The organism is Kribbella sp. VKM Ac-2566 (genome assembly GCF_004366005.1).
Lineage (GTDB): Bacteria > Actinomycetota > Actinomycetes > Propionibacteriales > Kribbellaceae > Kribbella > Kribbella pratensis.
The window spans coordinates 93042-112329 of record NZ_SODT01000013.1 but is presented as its reverse complement, the minus strand read 5'-3'; the positions used below and the strand labels follow the sequence as shown (position 1 = coordinate 112329).

The 19288-nt window shown below is 69.3% G+C and carries 15 protein-coding genes; 7 read left to right on the top strand and 8 right to left on the bottom strand.

Features of this window, described 5'->3' with window-relative positions:
• Positions 1 to 1776: an alpha/beta fold hydrolase gene (locus EV647_RS31215; protein WP_134009369.1), complete on the top strand. Its 1776-nt coding sequence runs from the start codon at positions 1 to 3 to the stop codon at positions 1774 to 1776.
• Here the strand turns inward: EV647_RS31215 and EV647_RS31210 are convergent.
• Complete coding sequence (locus EV647_RS31210) at positions 1765 to 3270, bottom strand: CocE/NonD family hydrolase (RefSeq protein WP_134009367.1); 1506 nt, start codon at positions 3268 to 3270, stop codon at positions 1765 to 1767. The genes EV647_RS31215 and EV647_RS31210 overlap by 12 nt on opposite strands.
• A gap of 59 nt (positions 3271 to 3329) precedes the next feature.
• On the opposite strand from EV647_RS31210, the gene EV647_RS31205 reads away from it, so the two are divergent.
• Positions 3330 to 5309: a Na+/H+ antiporter gene (locus EV647_RS31205; protein WP_202870813.1), complete on the top strand. Its 1980-nt coding sequence runs from the start codon at positions 3330 to 3332 to the stop codon at positions 5307 to 5309.
• Between the two features lie 4 nt (positions 5310 to 5313).
• Positions 5314 to 5730, top strand: coding sequence for an HIT family protein (locus tag EV647_RS31200; RefSeq protein ID WP_134009365.1), 417 nt, complete (start codon positions 5314 to 5316; stop codon positions 5728 to 5730).
• Between the two features lie 21 nt (positions 5731 to 5751).
• Here EV647_RS31200 and EV647_RS31195 read toward each other — a convergent pair whose 3' ends face one another.
• The 6 genes from EV647_RS31195 to EV647_RS31170 form a co-directional block, all read right to left on the bottom strand.
• Entirely contained in the window at positions 5752 to 6309 is a 558-nt protein-coding gene (locus tag EV647_RS31195; protein WP_134009363.1) for a HEAT repeat domain-containing protein, read from the bottom strand.
• A gap of 69 nt (positions 6310 to 6378) precedes the next feature.
• Positions 6379 to 9159 carry an aconitate hydratase AcnA gene (gene acnA / locus EV647_RS31190; RefSeq protein WP_134009361.1) on the bottom strand — a complete coding sequence of 927 codons (2781 nt, stop codon included), beginning with the start codon at positions 9157 to 9159 and terminating at the stop codon, positions 6379 to 6381.
• Between the two features lie 144 nt (positions 9160 to 9303).
• Entirely contained in the window at positions 9304 to 10236 is a 933-nt protein-coding gene (locus tag EV647_RS31185; protein ID WP_134009359.1) for an LLM class F420-dependent oxidoreductase, read from the bottom strand.
• Between the two features lie 10 nt (positions 10237 to 10246).
• Positions 10247 to 12730: a hypothetical protein gene (locus tag EV647_RS42665; RefSeq protein ID WP_134009357.1), complete on the bottom strand. Its 2484-nt coding sequence runs from the start codon at positions 12728 to 12730 to the stop codon at positions 10247 to 10249.
• Positions 12731 to 12766: 36 nt separating this feature from the next.
• Positions 12767 to 13966: a class I SAM-dependent RNA methyltransferase gene (locus EV647_RS31175; protein WP_134009355.1), complete on the bottom strand. Its 1200-nt coding sequence runs from the start codon at positions 13964 to 13966 to the stop codon at positions 12767 to 12769.
• A gap of 115 nt (positions 13967 to 14081) precedes the next feature.
• Complete coding sequence (locus EV647_RS31170; RefSeq protein WP_134009353.1) at positions 14082 to 16112, bottom strand: APC family permease; 2031 nt, start codon at positions 16110 to 16112, stop codon at positions 14082 to 14084.
• Positions 16113 to 16206: 94 nt separating this feature from the next.
• Between EV647_RS31170 and EV647_RS31165 the strand changes: the two genes are divergently transcribed.
• Genes EV647_RS31165 through EV647_RS31155 form a run of 3 tightly spaced genes read left to right on the top strand, consistent with a single transcriptional unit; the run spans position 16207 to position 17975 of the window.
• On the top strand, positions 16207 to 16869 hold the full coding sequence (locus EV647_RS31165) for a TrkA family potassium uptake protein (protein ID WP_134009351.1): 663 nt from the start codon (positions 16207 to 16209) through the stop codon (positions 16867 to 16869).
• A 9-nt stretch (positions 16870 to 16878) separates the two neighbouring features.
• Positions 16879 to 17553, top strand: a complete 675-nt coding sequence (locus EV647_RS31160) for a TrkA family potassium uptake protein (RefSeq protein ID WP_131341098.1) — start codon at positions 16879 to 16881, stop codon at positions 17551 to 17553.
• A 26-nt stretch (positions 17554 to 17579) separates the two neighbouring features.
• Positions 17580 to 17975, top strand: a complete 396-nt coding sequence (locus EV647_RS31155) for a glyoxalase/bleomycin resistance/extradiol dioxygenase family protein (RefSeq protein WP_134009349.1) — start codon at positions 17580 to 17582, stop codon at positions 17973 to 17975.
• Positions 17976 to 17993: 18 nt separating this feature from the next.
• Here EV647_RS31155 and EV647_RS31150 read toward each other — a convergent pair whose 3' ends face one another.
• Complete coding sequence (locus tag EV647_RS31150; RefSeq protein WP_134009347.1) at positions 17994 to 18746, bottom strand: class I SAM-dependent methyltransferase; 753 nt, start codon at positions 18744 to 18746, stop codon at positions 17994 to 17996.
• A 130-nt stretch (positions 18747 to 18876) separates the two neighbouring features.
• Here EV647_RS31150 and EV647_RS31145 point away from each other — a divergent pair, with 130 nt between their 5' ends.
• A complete protein-coding gene (locus tag EV647_RS31145) occupies positions 18877 to 19227 on the top strand; it encodes a hypothetical protein (RefSeq protein WP_134009345.1) in 351 nt (116 codons plus the stop codon).
• Positions 19228 to 19288: the final 61 nt, after the last annotated feature.

Genomic DNA, 19288 nt, shown 5'->3' with positions numbered 1-19288 from the left:
GTGCGCGGACTGGGGGCGGTCGCTGCACTCCTTGCAGTACTCACACCACCGACGCCGGCGGCACTGCCGGCGGAGGACTGTCTCGTCCAGGTGCCTGCCGGCGCCCGCTGCGGCCGCCTCGAGGTCCCCGAGAACCGCGACGCGCCGGCCACGCGGACGATCACGATCCCGTACGTCGTCGTACCGGCACGCGAGGCCGCCGCGAAGAAGCCGCCGCTCGTCTTCATGGGTGGCGGACCCGGCTCAGGAACGATCCAGCTCGCCTACTTCTTCGCCGGCCTGGCTCCCGACCGCGACGTCGTACTGGTGGAGCAACGCGGCGGCGACCGCGCGACCCCCGACCTCGACTGCGAGGAGGCGGACAAGCGGTTCGCGGACATGTTCACCCGCACCGAGGACCCGTACGCCGAGGCGAACACCGTCGCCGCGGCGATGCGCACCTGCCTCGACGACTTCCGCCGCTCCGGCGGGGATCCCCGCGGTTACACGGCCCGCGCCGCGGCACTCGACCTCCGGGACCTCCGCGTCGCGCTCGGCTACCCGCACTGGTCGCTCTACGGCCTGTCCTGGTCGACCGGCGTGATGGCGCAACTGGCCACCCTCGATCCGGCGGGTGTCGACGCTGTCGTGCTCGACTCGTTCAGCCCACCGTCCGTCGACTTCGCCCAGAACGGGTACGACGGCCTCCGCACCAGCCTCGGCCCCGACGCCTACGCCGACCTGGTCAAGGCAGCCGCTCAACTCGACGCGCATCCACAAGCGGTCCCCGGCCACAACCCGGTCACCAACGAATCCCGCACGTACCGTCTGACGGGCGACGATCTCGTCACCCTCGTGCACTCCGCGGCGTACGAGGTCGACCTGCTCCCGATCCTGCCGCTGCTCCTCCACCAACTCGCCGAGGGCAGGTACGGCGCACTCAACACGTTGGTTGCCGTCGGCATCGGTGAGCTGGTGAGCCACAATCTCGGCCAGTACTGGCTGATGCAGTGCCAGGACGAGGTCCCCTACCGTACGGCGGGAGCTCGCCACGCCCGCCCGGTGATCGCCTGGCTCGCCGCGGACGACGTGGTCTGCGGGCAGCTCGGGCTCCTCCGCTCCCCCGCAGCAACCCGCGAACCTGTGCACTTCACTCAGCCCACCCTGGTTCTGGCGGGTGCTCAGGATCCGATCACGCCGGCGCAGACCGCTCAGAGCGCGTCGGCCGGTCTGCCGCACCGGCAGTTCGTCGAGTTCGCCGGAATCGGACACGCGGTCGTGCTGTCCAGTCGCTGCGGCCGCACTGTGGTGACGGCTTGGCTCGATCAGCCCGGTCGATCACTCGAGCAGTGCCAGCACGAACCGCCGTACCAGGTCGTGCGGCCGATCGATCTGCATCTGACCAGTCGGCTCGCGGCAACCGCGGCCGGTGCGACGGACGGTCGCTACCTGCCCATCGTGCCCGCGGCGCTCTTCGTGCTCCTTGTGGTGGGCTGGATCCTCGGGTGGATCGTCCACGCGATCGTCCGCCGCCGTGTGCGACTGTGGAACGTGCTGCCACCGGTGCTTGGGCTGTTGTTCCTCGGCTCGTTCGGCGCATTGCTGTGGTCCGAGTACGACGTGCTCCCGGCGCGGCTGCTCCTCGGCGTACCGCACCTCGCCCCGTGGACCGGCGTACTGCTGCTCGCCGCCCTGCCGTGGTGGGTGAAGGCGCGCAGTTGGTGGTCGGCCGGCGCCGGCGTGATCTGGCTGACCGGCCTTGCCTGGTTCACAGTTGTCGTCGTGCTACCGAGCTAGATGAACTCTGAGCGTGCCGTTCTTGAGCATCATCACGCCGGGGAGCGGGCCGCGTTGGCCGGCGTACATGTCGGCGATCGGGGCCACCGTGAGGTAGAGGTTCTGGCCGGCCGGGACGTCGACGGCGATGGCGGGGAGCTCGATCGTGCGCCGTACGCCGCGGGCCGTGTACCTCTCGCGCAACGGCATGGTGTTGTTCTGCACGATCTTCGCGGTGAGCGGGTTCTTGCCGACGCTCAGCGCGAAGTACGCCGCGGACCGCGGGATGACGGTGTAGACGTCAGCGGTCAGCGTGGGCGTGCCGGCGATCGTGATCGGGCCCTTGGCGATCGGCAGGTTGACGGGCAGTCCGACACCGGTCGGCGCGACGATCTTGCCGAGCGGGTACCGCTTGTTCGGCGTCAGGCTCCGTTGTGTGAGGCAACGGCCGTCGGCGGTCGACAGGTGGTACGCGCCGAAGCCGGTGAGGCCGGTCGACCGGTGCAGGAGTTGCAGCTGCATGAAGCGGATCGACAGGCTCGAGAAACTGGGTGATCCGAGCGCGATCGAGCACGGGTCGCCCGCGGTCGCGTAGCCGGGCGGTACGACACTGGGCAGCGTGTGACCGCCGTTGTACCCGACGAAGATCGACCCGGCCCGGGCCCGCGCGGTAAGTGCCCGGTCGAAGTTCGCGAGCCCCTGGTTGAGGTTGAACAGATTGTCGGAGATGCCCTGCCCGAACAGCACCGGGAGATCGAGTTTGCGGCCCTGTTGCACGTGCCAGGCCGGCCCGTTGTGCGCGAAGAACGCGTCGAGATCGCGCCCGGCCTTCCCGACCGGCCAGGTGCCGGTCGTGATGAGTGCCACGAAGGCGGCCGACACCGCGGGCGGCAGATGCGTGCCGCCGCCCGCGAACAGGATCGACAGCCACATCGTCCGGGCGGCCTCCTGCGGCGCAAGGCTCTGCTTGAGGTCCCACCAGGTGATCTCCGGAGCGAGCGCGTCGAACCGGGTCCGTCCGCTGTCACGAAGTTCGGTGAAGGCGCCGGCGAACTGGTACCCACCGCCGTACGACCCGCCGATGGCGCCGATCAGCGGATCGCCGGGGCGTTGCTTCGTGACCCAGTCCAGGCTTGCGACCAGGTCGACGAGCTTCACCACGTCGCGGCCCTCGTAGTCCGGGTTCATCACGTGCGCGACGCCGGTGCTCTGGCCGAAGCTGCGCTGGTCGAAGCTGAGTACGCCGAAGCCCGCGTCGAGCCAGGCCTTGAACGCGGCCGGATCGGTGGTCCGGCTGCCGCCCCACCCGTGGCTGTGGAAGATCAGCGGCACGGTGTGCCGGGCCGAGGCGGTTGCCGGTTTGAACAGCGAGTAGCAGATCCGTACGGGCGTCGTCGTACCAGGCTCCGGCACCGACGCGACACATCCGTTCGTCACCGTGCCGGCAGCGGTCGCCGGTGTCACCGGCGCGAGCAGCAGAGCGACCACACCGGCCAGCGAAAGCACACGACGCATCAGTCACCCCAAGTGATCGACGGATCTCGCTTCGCACACGCTAGAGGACAGGTCAGGCGATGACCAGATCCGATGCTCAGCCGTGGGCGAACGGTTGGGTGGAAACCGCGGCGCGCTGCGACACTGTGCCCGTGCATATCGCGATCGAGGTCGTGGCCCTCGTCGCCGTCGTCGCGGGTGTCGCCGCGCTGGCGCGGCGGATAGGGCTCTCGGCCCCTCTGCTCCTGGTCGTCGTCGGGGTCGCCGCGTCGTACCTGCCGTTCATCCCGCGGGTCGAGCTCGAGCCCGAGGTCGTGCTGGTCGGGTTCCTGCCGCCGCTGCTGTACTCGGCCGCGATCAAGACCAGCCTGGTCGACTTCTCCAAGCACCGGCGGTCCATCGGGCTGCTGTCCGTCGGCCTGGTCGCGTTCACCGCGCTCGGCGTCGGCGTCGTCGCCTGGTGGCTGCTCGGGCGGGTGGCGGAGTCGATCGGCCAGGAACCACTGCCCTTCTGGGCCGCGTTCGCGATCGGCGCCGTCGTCGCGCCGCCCGACGCGGTCGCCGCGACCGCGATCGCCAAACGGGTCGGTCTGCCCCGCCGCGTGGTCACGATCCTCGAGGGCGAAAGCCTGATGAACGACGCGACCGCGCTGGTCTGCCTGCGTACGGCGATCGGTGCCGCCCTGGTGGCGCCCACGGTGTGGCACGTCGGCCTCGACTTCCTGCGGGCGGCCGGCGGCGGCGTGCTGGTGGGCATCGTCGTGACGTTCGTGCTCGCCAAGATCCGGCGCCGGTTCACCGATCCGGTGCTGGACACCACGCTCAGCCTGACCGCGCCGTTCATCGCCTACATCGCGGCCGAGAACCACTACGTCCACGCATCCGGTGTTCTCGCGGTCGTCGTCACCGGCCTGTTCCTCGGCCACAAGGCCCCGATCATCCAGTCGGCGAAGTCGCGGATGTCGGAGCGGACCAACTGGCGGACGTTCCAGTTCCTGCTGGAGAACACGGTCTTCCTGCTGATCGGGCTGCAGACCCGGTGGATCCTCGACGACCTCACCGAGAGCCCGCTGCCGACGTGGCTGATCGCGGCCACGACGGTCGCGGTGTTCGTCGCGGTGGTGCTGCTGCGGCCGATCTGGATCATCCCGACCACGATGCTGTCCCGGCGTTTCCTCGGCCCCTCGCGTCCCGGACCCGTTTCGCGCGGTGCGCTGATCGTGGTGTCGTGGGCCGGGATGCGCGGCGTGGTCACCCTGGCCGCGGTCTTCACGCTGCCCGAGGACACGCCGCATCGCGAGGTTCTCGTGTTCATCGCACTGGCCGTCACCGCGGGCACGCTGCTCGTCCAGGGCTCGACGCTGCCCTGGCTGGTACGTCGCCTGCGCCTGCCGGGACCGGATCCCGCGGAGGACGCGTTGCAGGAGGCCGCCGTACTGCAAGGTGCTCATCGCGCCGCGATCGCGAAGCTCGACGAGCTCTCGACGCCGACGGACCCGCCCGCGGTTCTCGATGTACTGCGGCAGCGGGGTGAGGCGCGGGCGCAGGCCGCGTGGGAGCGGCTGGGGCGGCCGGAGACCGAGTACGAGACGCCGAGCGAGGCGTACCGGCGGCTGCGGATCGCGATGCTCGAGGCGGAACGCGCCCACATCCTGAAGGTCCGCGACGCCGGGATGGTCGCCGACGAGGTGCTTCAGCGGGCGCAGAACGCGCTCGACATCGAGGAGTCGATCCTGGACCGCGACGAGGACGACGACGTCGGCGGCCGCTCCGAGGACCTGAAGCCGAAGACGACGCCGGGTGGCGCGTGCGAGCACCTGGAACAGGCACCGGTCGTGGTCACGCCGAACACACCGGACGGCTGCGAGGAGTGCCTGGCCGAAGGAGGTTCGTGGGTCCACCTGCGGCTCTGCCTGGGGTGTGGTCACGTCGGGTGCTGCGACTCGTCGGTGATGAAGCACGCGAGCAAGCACCACGACGAGAGCAAGCATCCGGTGATGCGCAGCTTCGAGCCGGGTGAGACGTGGCGCTGGTGCTTCGTCGACGAGAAGCTAGGTTGACGATATGGCGGACTGTCTCTTCTGCTCCATCATCGCCGGTACGACGCCGGCGCAGATCGTTCTGGACACGCCGGAGGTCGTGGGGTTCCTCGACATCCGGCCGGTGTTCAAAGGGCACACGTTGCTCGTTCCGCGGACCCATGTTCCGACGATGGTCGAGATGTCCGACGAGGTGATGGTCCCGCTGTTCGGCGCGGCCCGCTCGGTGGCGACCGCCGTACGGACCGCGTTCGACGCGCAGGGGTCGTTCGTTGCCGTGAACAACGTCGTGTCCCAGTCGGTGCCGCACCTGCACGTCCACGTCGTACCGCGCACGAAGGGTGACGGCCTGCGCGGCTTCTTCTGGCCGCGAACCAAGTACGCCGACACCGCCGAGGCCGAGGAGTACGCCGGCAAACTCCGCGCCGCCCTGTCCGACTAGAAGCGGCGGGACTGCGGGGTATCAGCGGACCGGTCGGTCAAGGCGGTCCTCCAGGTTCGCGAGCGCGCGCTCGACAGCCGCGCGGACGGTGTGATCGGGATCGTCGGCGAGGGCGCGGATCGCGTCGGCGTGCTCGTACTCCCCCGCGGCGCCGATCGCGCGCACAGCCGCCGCACGAACCCTCGGCAGCTCGTGATCGAGCATCGGGAGCAGGGCGTCGACGAGTTGGCCGAGCTCGCGCTGTGCGGTGATCCGCGCGACGTGCTCCCGGACCCGCCAGGCAGGATCCCGTGCCGCGACCATCAGCGCGTCGACCACGTCGTCGCGCCACACGTACAAGAACACCCGGGCGGCCCACACCCGGATGCAGTAGTAGTTGACCGGATCAACAGGCGCCTTCCAGCCACCCGGATTCTCCGACCCGGTGATCGCCACCAGCTTCGGCAACTCGGCGCCGTACGCCGCCTCACCCGGGATCTGTCCGGTCAGGAAGGCGACGCACCAGTCGATCACCGCGTCCTCGCCGTACGTCGCACATGCGGCCCGCACCACGTCGCGCGGTGACTCCCGGTCGGCCATGGAATCAGTAAACCGCGGGCCACCGACAGTTCCGGTGACCCGCGGCTACTGGCGCCTGTGTCAGCTCCGTCAGCTCGCGATCAGCGACCGGAGGACGTACTGCAGGATGCCGCCGTTGCGGTAGTAGTCGGCCTCGCCCGGGGTGTCGATGCGGACGACCGCGTCGAACTCCTTCACGCCGCCGTCGGGCGCGGTCACCTTGACGTGCACCGTGCGCGGGATCTCGCCGTCGTTCAGCGCGGTGACGCCGGTGATGTCGAAGGTCTCCTCGCCGGTCAGGCCGAGGGACTCCGCGTTCTCACCCTCCGGGTACTGCAGCGGCAGCACGCCCATGCCGATCAGGTTCGACCGGTGGATCCGCTCGAAGGACTCCGTGATGACAGCCTTCGCGCCGAGCAGCGCCGTACCCTTCGCGGCCCAGTCCCGCGACGAGCCCGAGCCGTACTCCTTGCCGGCCAGGATCACCAGCGGCGTGCCCTGCTCGGCGTACGCCTGGGCGGCGTCGTAGATCGTCGTGACCGGCGCGTCGTCCTTGGTGAAGTCGCGGGTGAAGCCGCCCTCGGTGCCCGGCGCGATCTGGTTGCGCAGCCGGATGTTCGCGAACGTGCCGCGGATCATCACCTCGTGGTTGCCCCGGCGGGAACCGTACGAGTTGAAGTCCTTGCGGTCCACACCGTGCTCGGCCAGGTACTTGCCCGCGGGGCTGTCCGCCTTGATCGAACCGGCCGGCGAGATGTGGTCGGTGGTGACCGAGTCGCCCAGCTTGGCCAGCACGCGGGCACCGGCGATGTCGGTGACCGGCGACGGGTCCTTCGCCATACCGTCGAAGTACGGAGGCTTCCGGACGTACGTCGACTCGGGGTCCCAGGCGAACGTCTTGCCCTCGGGCGTCGGCAGCGACTGCCAGCGCTCGTCACCGGCGAACACGTCGGCGTAGTCCTTGGTGAACATCTCCTTGTTGATCGAGCTCGCGATGGTCCGCTCGACCTCCTCGGCGCTCGGCCAGATGTCCTTCAGGAACACGTCGTTGCCGTCGGTGTCCTGGCCCAGAGGATCGGTCTCGAAGTCGAAGTCCATGGTGCCGGCCAGCGCGTACGCGATCACCAGCGGCGGCGACGCGAGGTAGTTCATCTTCACGTCCGGGTTGATCCGGCCCTCGAAGTTCCGGTTGCCGGACAGCACACTCACGACGGCGAGGTCGGCTTCCTGCACCCCGGCCGACACGGCCTCCGGCAGCGGGCCGGAGTTGCCGATGCACGTCGTACAGCCATAGCCGACCAGGTGGAAGCCGAGCTTCTCCAGGTACGGCGTGACGCCGGCCTTCTCGTAGTAGTCGGTGACGACCTTCGACCCGGGCGCGAGCGACGTCTTTACCCACGGCTTCGACGCCAGGCCCTTGTCGACCGCGTTCTTCGCCAGCAGCGCCGCGGCGAGCATGACGGACGGGTTCGAGGTGTTGGTGCAGGAGGTGATGGAGGCGATCACGACGTGACCGTGGTCGAGCTCGACCTCCTGGCCGTCCAGGCTGATCTTGGTCTTCTTCGACGGGCGACCCCCGTCTCCCGATCCGTGCGGGACGTGCGGCTCGTCGTCGGTGTTGCCGTGGCCGTTCGGGGCGTCACTGGCCGGGAAGCTGCCGAGCTCGGACGGGTCGACCTCGAGCTCCTCGGTCGCGTAGTCGACGAGCGCGCCGCGGAAGCCTTCCTTGGCCTCGCTCAGCGCGACCCGGTCCTGCGGCCGCTTCGGGCCCGCGATCGACGGTACGACTGTCGACAGGTCGAGCTCGAGGTACTCCGAGAAGCGCGGCTCGACGTCCGGGTTGTGCCACAGGCCCTGCTCCTTGGCGTATGCCTCGACGAGCGCGACCTCGTCGTCGCCGCGCCCGGTCAGCCGCAGGTACTCCAGGGTGACGTCGTCGATCGGGAAGATCGCGCAGGTGGAGCCGAACTCCGGGCTCATGTTGCCGATCGTGGCGCGGTTCGCCAGCGGGACCGCCGCGACACCGTCGCCGTAGAACTCGACGAACTTGCCGACCACACCGTGCTTGCGCAGCATCTGGGTGATCGTCAGCACGACGTCGGTCGCGGTCGCACCGGCCGGGACGGACCCGGTCAGCTTGAAGCCGACGACCTTCGGGATCAGCATCGACACCGGCTGGCCGAGCATCGCGGCCTCGGCCTCGATCCCGCCGACGCCCCAGCCGAGCACGCCGAGACCGTTCACCATCGTGGTGTGGCTGTCGGTGCCGACACAGGTGTCGGGGTAGGCCTGGCCGTTGCGGACCATCACGGTGCGGGCCAGGTGCTCGATGTTGACCTGGTGCACGATGCCGGTGCCCGGCGGGACGACCTTGAACTCGTCGAACGCGGTCTGGCCCCAGCGCAGGAACTGGTACCGCTCGCGGTTCCGCCCGTACTCGAACTCGACGTTGCGCTCGAACGCGTCCGGCGTACCGAACACGTCGATGATGACCGAGTGGTCGATGACGAGCTCGGCCGGAGCGAGCGGGTTGATCCTGGTCGGGTCACCGCCGAGCTCGGCGACCGCCTCGCGCATCGTGGCCAGGTCGACCACGCACGGGACGCCGGTGAAGTCCTGCATGATCACCCGGGCCGGGGTGAACTGGATCTCGGTGTCCGGGGCCGCGTTCTGGTCCCAGTTGCCGAGCTTGGTGATGTGCTCGGCGGTGATGTTCGCGCCGTCCTCGGTGCGCAGCAGGTTCTCCAGCAGGACCTTCAGCGAGTACGGCAGCGTGTCCGCACCCTCGATGCCCGCCAACCTGAAGATCTCGTACGACTGTCCGTTGACCTCGAGTGCACCTTTGGCACCGAAGCTGTCGACGCTCGCCATCACCCTGCTCCTCTGTCCAGTCCGTGTCCGCTGTGCCCATCCTGCCGAGGGCAACGCCCGGCCGCGAGGTCAGGTCGCCCTAACCTTGCGCCGCAAACTCTCTCGACATCAAGATACACGACATCGAGTCAACCTTCCGGTCGATCAGGAAACCTGTGGAAGAACTTCGGCCGCGATCAGGTCGAGGTGGTCGAGGTCCTGCAGATCCATGATCTGGACGTACTGCCGCTGCGATCCGACGGCCGCGAACCGACCCAACCGGTCCACGACCTCGGCGGGCGTCCCCGCGACGGCGTTCGCCTTGAGGTCCTCGACGTCGCGGCCGATCGCCTCGGCCCGCTGCTTCACCTCGGCGTCGTCCTTGCCGACCACCACGGTGTGCGCGGTGGACAGCGCGAGCGTGTTCGGGTCACGGCCGATCGCGGTGCAGGCCGCCTGGACCCGCTGGAACAACGTCTCGGTCACCTCGACGCCGCGGAAGCCTGCGTTGAACTCGGCGGCGTACTTCGCGGCGAGCTCCGGCGTACGCTTCTTGCCCGCGCCGCCCACGATGATCGGCGGGTGCGGCTGCTGCACCGGCTTCGGCAGCGCCGGCGAATCGCTGATCTGGTAGTGCTCGCCCTGGAAGTCGTACTTCTCCCCCACCGGGGTGTCCCACAGGCCGGTGATCAGCTCGAGCTGTTCGGTGAGGAGGTCGAAGCGGCCGGGGGTGTCGGGGAAGTCGAGGCCGTACGCCTTGTGCTCGGCTTCGTACCAGCCGGCGCCGAGCCCGAGTTCGGCGCGGCCGCCGCTCATCTGGTCGACCTGCGCGACCGAGATCGCCAGTACGCCGGGGTTGCGGAACGTCGCGGAGCTGACCAGCGTGCCGAGCTTGATCCGCTGCGTCTCACGGGCCAGACCGGCCAATGTGATCCACGAGTCGGTCGGGCCCGGGAGGCCGTCGTTGTCGCCCATGACGAGGTAGTGGTCGGAACGGAAGAACGCGTCGAACCCGTTCTCCTCCGTCTTGCGGGCGACCGCGAGAAGGTCGTCGTACGAGGCGCCCTGCTGAGGTTCGGTGAAGATCCTGAGAAGCATGGCGCCAACGCTATCTCGCGCTGGTGTACAGCTTCTCCAGGTACGACGGCTGCCACTCGGCACCGCGGTTGTACAGCCTGCGGACCAGCCCGTTCACGTCGAAGCGCTCCTCGACCGGGTTGTCCCACCAGTCGGGCACCTGGTCGTACCAACGGTCGATCCGCAGCGTTCGGCCGGCCGCGTCGATCCGCGCGAACAGCCAGCCGCCCTGCTCACCTTGTGCCTCGGTCAGCCAGAGATCGCCGAGCAGGCCGCTGAGTTTGTCGGCGGCGAACTCCGGGTCGTCCACGTCCGGCGGTTCCAGGTCGAAGCGGTACGACGGCGCACCCGGGTCGAGCACCTGCACCTGGATCGTGAACCCCGACGGCACGATCGCCGTCCGCGCCCGGCACCAGTCGTGCAACGCCCGCACGGCAGCCGACTCCTCCGGCTTCGGCCGGGGCCGCTCCACCTCGGCCCGCATTGCCTCCTCGAGCGATCCGGGCTCCGGCACGAGCCGAGGCCCACCACCGCCCAACCCCAACCCAGCCACCAACATCCCACCAAGAGCCGCCCCGTCCAGACGGTCCGGTTCGCCGACGGATGCGACCGACTTCAGCCCAGCCGACACGACGTGCGGCTCGGCGTGCGGCTCGGTATGCGGCTCGGTATGCGGCTCGGTGTTCGGCTCGGTGTGCGGCTCGGACCAGGGCTCCGGCTCCGGCTCGGGAGTCGGGTGAGGTTCGGGCTCCGGCATCGGTCCCGGCTGAGGCTCGGGCTCGGGCTGTGGGAACGGCTCGGGCTCGGGCTCGGGGTGTGGGAACGGCTGCGGCTCGGGCTCGGGTAGCGGCTCCGGAACGGGCTCGGGGTTCGGAACTGGCCCTGGGATCGGCTCGGGATCCGGGAAGGGCGCTGGACCGGGCTCCGGCGCGGGGACGGGGTGCGGCTCGGGGCTGGGTGGGGTCGGCTCGGGGGCGGGCGGGGTGGGCTCTGGAGCGGGTGGCGTGGGCTGCGGCCAGGGGGCCGGGTGGGGCTCCGGCTGAGGCCACGGTTCCGGCTGTGGTTGCGGCCAAGGCTGGGGTTGAGGGTGAGGCTCAACTTGAGCTTCAACCTCGGCCACAGCGGGGATTTCGGCCGTCTGGTCGTCATCCTCGTCCGCGCCCGCGAACTCGGCGACCTGCGGCTCCGGCTCAGGAGCAGGAGCGAACGGAGACGGCCCGGTGAAGGACGACAGCTCGTCTTCCTCGTCGGCCGGCGCCGGCTCCAGCACCGCCTCGATCTCAGCAGTAGGTGCGTCGTCGTCCTCGAACTCCGCACTCGAGGCGACAGGAGACTCCACCGGCGCCACCTCAGCCGCGGCAGCGGGCGCCGAGCCGGCGGGGTCCTCCACCCACTCACCGTTGATCCAGGCAGGGCCCGTCCAGGCCGGGTCTGGTGTCGGCTCAGGGAAGGGGTCGTATGCGCTGGTGGCTTCCTCGTCGGCCCAGGACGACTGCTCCGCGGTCTCCCAGTCCTGGTCAGCCGCGGACCCCGCACTGGCAGGAGCGTCCGCGAAGAGGCTGTTGTAGAAGTCATCGCCCTCGTACACCCCACCCCCAACCCGTGGTGGTTCGGAGGACGGCAGCGTCGGATCGTACGCATGGGACGTCGGCAGCCCGGGACTCGAGATGTTCTCCGGAAGGTACGCGCCGGGCGTCGAGGGATCCGCGGGCGGCGGTGGGTCGGCGATCGGCTGGCCGGTGAAGGGGCTGATGCCGGGTGGGACGACGTACGACTCCTCGTCGTCGCCTGGCGGGATATCTCCGATCACGGGATCTTCAACGACCGAGACCTCGGCCGTGTCAGGGTCTGCGTCGAAACTTGCCGGTTCTGCAACGTTTCGGGTGAAGTCCTCGCCCGCGGCGACGCCGGCCGGCAGGTCCGGTTGCACCGGTGACCGCGGGTCGATCCCGAAGTGGCTGAAGAACGCCCCGAGCGCCGCCGCCGAGATCCCGGGACCGGCCGCGGCCCGGATCAGCTCCACGCCGTACGGGCGGAGTTCGTCGAGGCTGCCCAGGTAGTCGGACCATTCCGCGACCCACTGGACCATCTCGTCGGCGGCCGCTTCGTCCGAGGTGATCCACTCCCCGATCGGCGTGAACCCGTCGTCGACCGGCTGCCACGGGTCGCCCGGGTACGACGCGCGCGCCCAGCTCCCGTTGAACGCGCCGTACACGAACCCGAGCTCGCCCGCCGTCTGGCGCTGCCGCACCTCCGGCTGCCCGATCCAGTCCGGCGACCCGGCCAGCAGGTCCTCGCCGGCCGTCCGGCTGTGCTGCGTGTGGAATCCCCACAGCACCGCCCGCCCGTCCTCCAGGCGCGCCATCCGGAGCACGGACGCGGTCTCGTCCTGGTGGTGGTACCCGTCCGCGTCGGCGTACCAGCGGCGGTCGAAGCCCGTGGCGTGCGCGACCGCGGCGAGTGCGCTCCAGCGGGCGCGCAACTCCTCCGGGTCGTCCAGGTCAACGAGCGGCATCAGGTCTCCAAGCGCATTTGGATCCAGGCCCAGACGCTACCCGAGCCGTCCTTGACTGGCCACATCACTATCCACAGGCTCGAGGATGGCTACGCATTCGATGTGGTGGGTCATGCCGAAGAGGTCGAAGGCGCGCAGGGAGGCGATCCCGTACCCGAGGCCGCCGAACGTCTTCAGGTCCCGGGCCAGTGCCGCCGGGTCGCACGCGACGTACGCCACCCGCCGCGGTCCGAGCGCCGCGATCCGCCGTACGACGTCCTTCCCGGCGCCGGTCCGCGGCGGGTCCAGGACGACCAGGTCCACATGCTCCAGGCCATGGCCGGCCGCCGCATTCAGCACCCGGTCGACGTCGCCGTTCTCCAGCGTCACGCCGTCCAGGTCGTGCAGGTTCCGCCGGGCGTTCCGGACCGCGTCCTTGTCGCCCTCGATCGCCAGCACCGGGCAACCGGCCTCGGCCAGGAACGCCGCGAACAACCCGACACCCGAATACAGGTCGAGCGCGGTCTCACCAGCAGCAGGCTCCAGCCCACTCAGTACGGCGTCCACCAGCGTCTCCGGCGCCGCCGGGTGGACCTGCCAGAACCCACCGGCATCCACCAGGAACCGCCGGTCGCGCACCACCTCGACCAGCCGCTCCCCCGGGTCCTTGTCGGTCAGTACGGCGGTCTTCCCCTCTGAGGACACCACCGCCTGCACCGACGACACCCCCGGCCACCGTGAGCTCAGCACGTCCGGCGTCCCCGGATGCGCGAGCAGGCACTTGTCGATCGGGACCAGGTCGTGGGAGCGGTGCGCGTACATACCGGGCCGCTCGTCCACGACGGCGTACCGCATCCGCGTCCGCCACCCCAGCCCGTCGTCACCGGGCGACTCCATCACGATGGTCCGTTCGATCCCACCGATCCGCCGGAGCGTGTCCGACACGACGGTCGCCTTCAGCCGCCGCTGCTCGACGATGTTGGCGTGCTGGAAGTCGCACCCGCCGCACAGGCCCGGTCCGGCGTACGGGCACGGCGGCTCGATCCGTTGCGGGGACGGCGTGAGCACCTGGACCGCGTCGGCCCGCAGGTACTTCGCCGTCTGTTCCGTGATCCGGGCGTGCACCAGCTCGCCCGGCAGCGCGTGCCGGACGAAGACCACCTGCCCCTCGTGCCGGGCGACACAGTGTCCCCCGTGCGCGACTGGCCCTACCTCCAGCTCGACTACCGCCCCAACCAGACTGTTCTCGCCGGTCATGGGGCCTCCCGTCCTGGACCGAGGAGCGCAGGGAGCGAGGCGACCGAAGCGACGAGGGAAGGACTGGAGTTCCAGCCCCATGACCCGCCGCGACGGAGTCGCGGCATTTGTTCTGTCACCGATCTCCTGACGACTTGCGGGCACCGCGCCGTACCTGGCCGGCTACCCGTTCCACCCGGTCCTGCCGTTCCTCGGCCCCCTGCGACGAGAGCAGCTGGTAAGGAACGGACGTAACCATCACACCAGGTGTGAACAAGAGCCGCCCCTTGAGCCGCAGCGCACTCTGGTTGTGCAGGAGGTGCTCCCACCAGTGTCCGACGACGTACTCCGGGATGTAGACCATCACCACGTCCCGCGGCGACTGCCGCCGGATGTCGCGCACGTACTGCAGGATCGGCCGGGTGATTTCCCGGTACGGCGAGGCGAGCCGCTTCAGCGGGATCGGGATGCCGCGGGTCTCCCACTCGGCCTGCAGCTGGTCCGCCTCGTCCCGGTCGACGTCGACGGTGACAGCCTCGAGCTGGTACGGACGGGCCGCCTTGGCGAAGGCCAGCGCCCGCAGCGTCGGCTTGTGCAGCTTCGACACCAGCACGATCGCGTGCACCCGTGACGGCAGCATCAAGGGCTCGTCGCCCTCGGCCGCCATCTGCCGGCGGACCGTGTCGTAGTGCCGGTGGATGCCCTTCATCAGCAGGAACAGGCAGGCCATCGCGATGATCGCGATGTACGCGCCGAGCAGGAACTTGGTGATCAGCACGATCACCAGCACGACGCCGGTCAGCGTCAGGCCGATCGCGTTGATCACCCGGGACCGGATCGCCCGGGCCCGTTTGCCCGGGTCCTGCTCGTCGCGCAGCAGCCGGGTCCAGTGCCGGACCATGCCGATCTGGCTGATCGTGAACGAGACGAACACGCCGACGATGTAGAGCTGGATCAGCCGGGTCACCTCGGCGTTGAACGAGACGATCAGCACGATCGCGAAACCGGCCAGGATGACGATGCCGTTGCTGAACGCCAGCCGGTCGCCGCGGGTGTGCAGCTGCCGCGGCAGGTACCCGTCGCGGGCCAGGATCGAGCCGAGCACCGGGAACCCGTTGAACGCGGTGTTCGCGGCCAGTACCAGGATCACGCCGGTCGCGGCCGCGACCAGGTAGAAGCCGGGCGAGAAGTGGTCGAAGATGCCCTTGGCGAGCTGGCCGATCACCGGGTCCTGGTGGTACCCCTCGCCGACCGGCACGCCGTCGCGGAGCAGCTGGGTCCCGGGGTCCTCGGCGAACCGGACCTTCATCACGTTCGCCAGCGTCACGACGCTGACCACCATCGCGATCGAGATGCTCCCGAGCAGCGCCAGCGTGGTCGCCGCGTTCCGGCTCTTCGGCTTCTTGAACGCCGGTACGCCGTTGCTGATCGCCTCCACACCGGTCAGGGCGGCGCACCCGGACGAGAACGCCCGCAGGATCAGGAACGCCATCGCGATCCCGCTCGCTCCGTGCGCGAACTGGTCCTCGGCCGCGATGTCGAGGCCGGAGCTCGACGCGTCCGGAAGGTGCCCGAACAGCAACCGGCCGAAGCCCCAGGCCGCCATCCCGAGGATGGTGAACATGAAGATGTACGTCGGGATCGCGAACGCCGCCCCCGACTCGCGCACGCCCCGCAGGTTCATCGTGGTCAGGAAGAGCACCGCGATCACGGCCGCGGTCGCCTGGTGCCCCTCCAGTGCCGGGATCGCCGAGGCGGCGTACTGCGCCGCCGACGAGATCGACACCGCGACGGTGAGGACGTAGTCGACCATCAGGGCGCTCGCCACCGTCAGGCCCGCGGTCGGGCCGAGGTTCACGTTGGCGACCTCGTAGTCGCCGCCGCCGGACGGGTAGGCGTGCACGTTCTGCCGGTACGACAGCACGACGACGACCAGCACCACCGCGACCGCGAGCGAGATCTTCCACGAGATCGTCAGCGCCGCGAGCCCGGCGATCGACAGGGTCAGGAAGATCTCGTCGGGGGCGTAAGCGACCGACGACAGCGCGTCGCTCGCGAACACCGGAAGGGCGATGCGCTTCGGCAGCAGGGTCTCACCCAGCTGAGTGCTGCGCAGTTTGCGTCCGAGCAGCAGCCGTTTGCTGATATCGCCTAGAGCGGGAGTCACACCGGTGATGTTAGAGGCACCCTCAGGTCGGTGTAGCGTCTATCCCTGCCGAACCGAGCCAGCCGCCCGCCACGGGGCAGGGAGTGATCAGCGAGTGCACGTCGTCATCATGGGCTGCGGCCGCGTCGGGTCGATGCTCGCCCGCGGTCTGGAGAAACGCGGCCACACGGTCGCGATCATCGACCAGTCGGCCGACGCGTTCCGCCGGCTGAGCCCCGCGTACACCGGCCGGACCATCGTCGGGATGGGCTTCGACCGCGAGGTGCTGATCGAGGCCGGGATCGAGGACGCCGAGGCGTTCGCGGCGGTGTCGAACGGCGACAACTCGAACATCCTGGCCGCCCGCGTGGCACGCGAGACGTTCGGGATCAGCAACGTGGTGGCCCGGATCTACGACCCGGGCCGCGCCGAGGTGTACCAGCGGCTCGGCATCCCCACGGTCGGCACCGTCCGCTGGACCGTCGACCAGATGATGCGCCGGCTGCTGCCCGAGGGCTCCGAGCCGGAGTGGCGCGACCCGTCGGCCACCGTCCGGCTGGCCGAGGTACACGTGCACGCGGACTGGATCGGCCGGCCCGCGTTCGACATCGAGAAGGCGACGGGCGCCCGGGTCGCGTTCCTGACCCGGCTCGGTGAGGGCATCCTGCCCCGGGCCGACACAGTCGTCCAAGAGGGTGACCTGGTCCACGTCGTGATGCTGGAGCGGGACGCCGCCGCCATCGAGGCCCAGCTCGGCACCAAACCTGAAGAGGCCTGAGGAGCTGTGATGCGGGTAGCCATCGCGGGAGCCGGCAACGTAGGTCGTTCGATCGCCGGCGAACTGCTCGAGAACGGCCACGAGGTCCTGCTGATCGACAAGGACCCCCGGGCGATCAAGGCCGAGTCGGTGCCGCGTGCCGAGTGGCTGCTGGCCGACGCCTGCGAGCTGTCCTCGCTCGAGGAGGCCGCGCTGCAGCGTTGCCAGGTCGCGATCGCCAGTACCGGTGACGACAAGGTCAACCTGGTCGTCTCACTGCTCGCCAAGACCGAGTTCGGAGTACCCCGGACCGTTGCCCGGGTCAACCACCCGCGCAACGAGTGGATGTTCAACGAGGCCTGGGGCGTGGACGTGTCGGTGTCCACGCCGCGGATCATGTCCGCGCTCGTCGAGGAGGCGGTGTCGGTCGGTGACCTGGTCCGGCTGTTCACCTTCCGCCAGGGCGACGCGAACCTGGTCGAGCTGACACTGCCCGAGGACTCCCCGATGATCGGTCAGCGCGTCGGCGACGTCGACTGGCCGCTGGACACGGCCCTGGTCGTCATCCTCCGCGAAGGCCGCGTCCTGCGCCCGGACCCGGAAGGCACGCTCGAACTCAACGACGAGCTCCTCTTCGTCGCCGCCGACGAAACCGAAGAGCAACTCGAGGACATGCTCTCCCCCCACCACCGCAAGTCGGAGTAGCGGGTAGCACGTCCTAGGGTGGCCGGATGGCGCAGATCCAGCAGTTCCAGGTCAACTTGTTCTGCGACGACGTGGACAGTTGCCTCGCGTTCTACACGCGCCTCGGCCTGACGGAGATGTTTCGGGCACCGTCCTCTGGTCCCGTCGCGCACGTGGAGGTCGAGGCAGCCGGGATTCGTATCGGCCTGACCTCGGCGCGCGTCGCCAACGAACTGGTCGACCTCGGCGTCGAGCCGGCTGATCGTCCCGCGACAGAGCTCGTGTTCTGGTGCGACGACGTGGACGCCCTGTACGACCAGGCTCTGGCCGCAGGCGCCACCGCCGTCGTCCCACCGACCGACTCCCCGGACGGCCGCCTGCACTACGCCTGGGTACGCGATCCTGAAGCCCACCAACTCAAGTTCGTCCAGAACCGCGCTTGATCTCCGCAGTTCCGTCAATCACGCGGACTCGCAGATGCAGAGTTGAAGCGGCGAATCCGTGGTGAACGGTCCACCGGACCAGTCGCCGAAGCGCTCGACGAGCCGAAGGCCGCCCAGCGACACGAGCAGCGGCAGCTCCTGCGGGAAGATGCTCCTGATTTCGAGCGGCGCGACGACGAAGTCGGGCTCGGAGTCGGTCGAGAGGTACCACGTCCCGCGGGTAACTTGCGCGGGCGCATCGTAGATCTCAGCGACCTCGACGCCGACGTCGCCGCGGTCAGGATCCATGAACGACAACGACTCCCGGGCACGCCGTACGCCGTCAGCTTCGGCAAGTAGGCGCACGCTCGGGTTGAACACATCGAAGACGAACCGCGCTCCAGGCGCCAGATGTCCTCGAACGGACCGGAAGCAGCTCACCAGGTCCTCGGCCACGTGCAGATGCAATAGCGAATTGGCCGTGATGAACACGAAGTCGAACGTGCGGCCCAGGTCGAAGGCCCGCATGTCGCCCTGCATCCATTCCACGGCTACACCGCGCTCGTTCGCCTTACGCTGAGCCTCAGCGAGCATCTCCGACGAGAAGTCCACGCCGACGCACGGATGCCCGTCGGACGCGATGGGGATCAGCTTGTGCCCGGTGCCGCACCCGAGCTCCAGCACGCGCCCGCCTCGCCGATCGGCGTAGGCCCGGTAGAAGTCAACCGCAGGCCCACCACCCGGAAACATCAGGTCATAAAGCCTCGCGTGCGAGTAGAACGCGTCACTCATCAAGCACTCCTTCTTTGCGACGAACGGTTGGCCGTGACCGCCTGCCGACTCAAGCCTCCCCGGCACGAGACTGGACACGTTGCCTGCGGGATAGTGGATTTCTAAGCCACCTCACAGGAGGGGAACACACATGAAGCGACATCTCGCACTTGGCGCGTCAACGGTCGCCGCGGTCGCGTTGCCCGCGTTGCCGGCCGTCGCCGACGCCCCGCCCGGACACGGTCTGGAGACGTTCACCGTGGCCTGCGCCGAGGGCGCGATCACCGTCGTCGGCACGCCCGGCGACTCGGCGAGCCGGTGGATCGACGACCAGCACATGGTCCTGCTGTCAATCAGCTTTACGCCTACCGGGGGCGTAGAAATCGTCGCCAAGACATTTGGCAAGAAGACTGGCCTCGCCTCGAACGCGGTCAGCTGCACGGTGACGGACCCGGACGGCACCGCCACCGTGGTGCGGGTGCCCGTGCCGCCGGAGGGATAGCACATCCTGAGCCCACTTCGTTGCCGCGTCGGCTGGTAGACCGGGAGTCCACCTCCCACGC

Coding starts and splice junctions, on each gene's coding strand:
- EV647_RS31210 (WP_134009367.1), bottom strand. CDS start 3,270: ATGCGTCGTGTGCTTTCGCTGGCCGGTGTGGTCGCTCTGCTGCTCGCG.
- EV647_RS31205 (WP_202870813.1), top strand. CDS start 3,330: ATGACCAGATCCGATGCTCAGCCGTGGGCGAACGGTTGGGTGGAAACC.
- EV647_RS31200 (WP_134009365.1), top strand. CDS start 5,314: ATGGCGGACTGTCTCTTCTGCTCCATCATCGCCGGTACGACGCCGGCG.
- EV647_RS31195 (WP_134009363.1), bottom strand. CDS start 6,309: ATGGCCGACCGGGAGTCACCGCGCGACGTGGTGCGGGCCGCATGTGCG.
- acnA (WP_134009361.1), bottom strand. CDS start 9,159: ATGGCGAGCGTCGACAGCTTCGGTGCCAAAGGTGCACTCGAGGTCAAC.
- EV647_RS31185 (WP_134009359.1), bottom strand. CDS start 10,236: ATGCTTCTCAGGATCTTCACCGAACCTCAGCAGGGCGCCTCGTACGAC.
- EV647_RS42665 (WP_134009357.1), bottom strand. CDS start 12,730: ATGCCGCTCGTTGACCTGGACGACCCGGAGGAGTTGCGCGCCCGCTGG.
- EV647_RS31175 (WP_134009355.1), bottom strand. CDS start 13,966: ATGACCGGCGAGAACAGTCTGGTTGGGGCGGTAGTCGAGCTGGAGGTA.
- EV647_RS31160 (WP_131341098.1), top strand. CDS start 16,879: ATGCGGGTAGCCATCGCGGGAGCCGGCAACGTAGGTCGTTCGATCGCC.
- EV647_RS31155 (WP_134009349.1), top strand. CDS start 17,580: ATGGCGCAGATCCAGCAGTTCCAGGTCAACTTGTTCTGCGACGACGTG.
- EV647_RS31150 (WP_134009347.1), bottom strand. CDS start 18,746: ATGAGTGACGCGTTCTACTCGCACGCGAGGCTTTATGACCTGATGTTT.
- EV647_RS31145 (WP_134009345.1), top strand. CDS start 18,877: ATGAAGCGACATCTCGCACTTGGCGCGTCAACGGTCGCCGCGGTCGCG.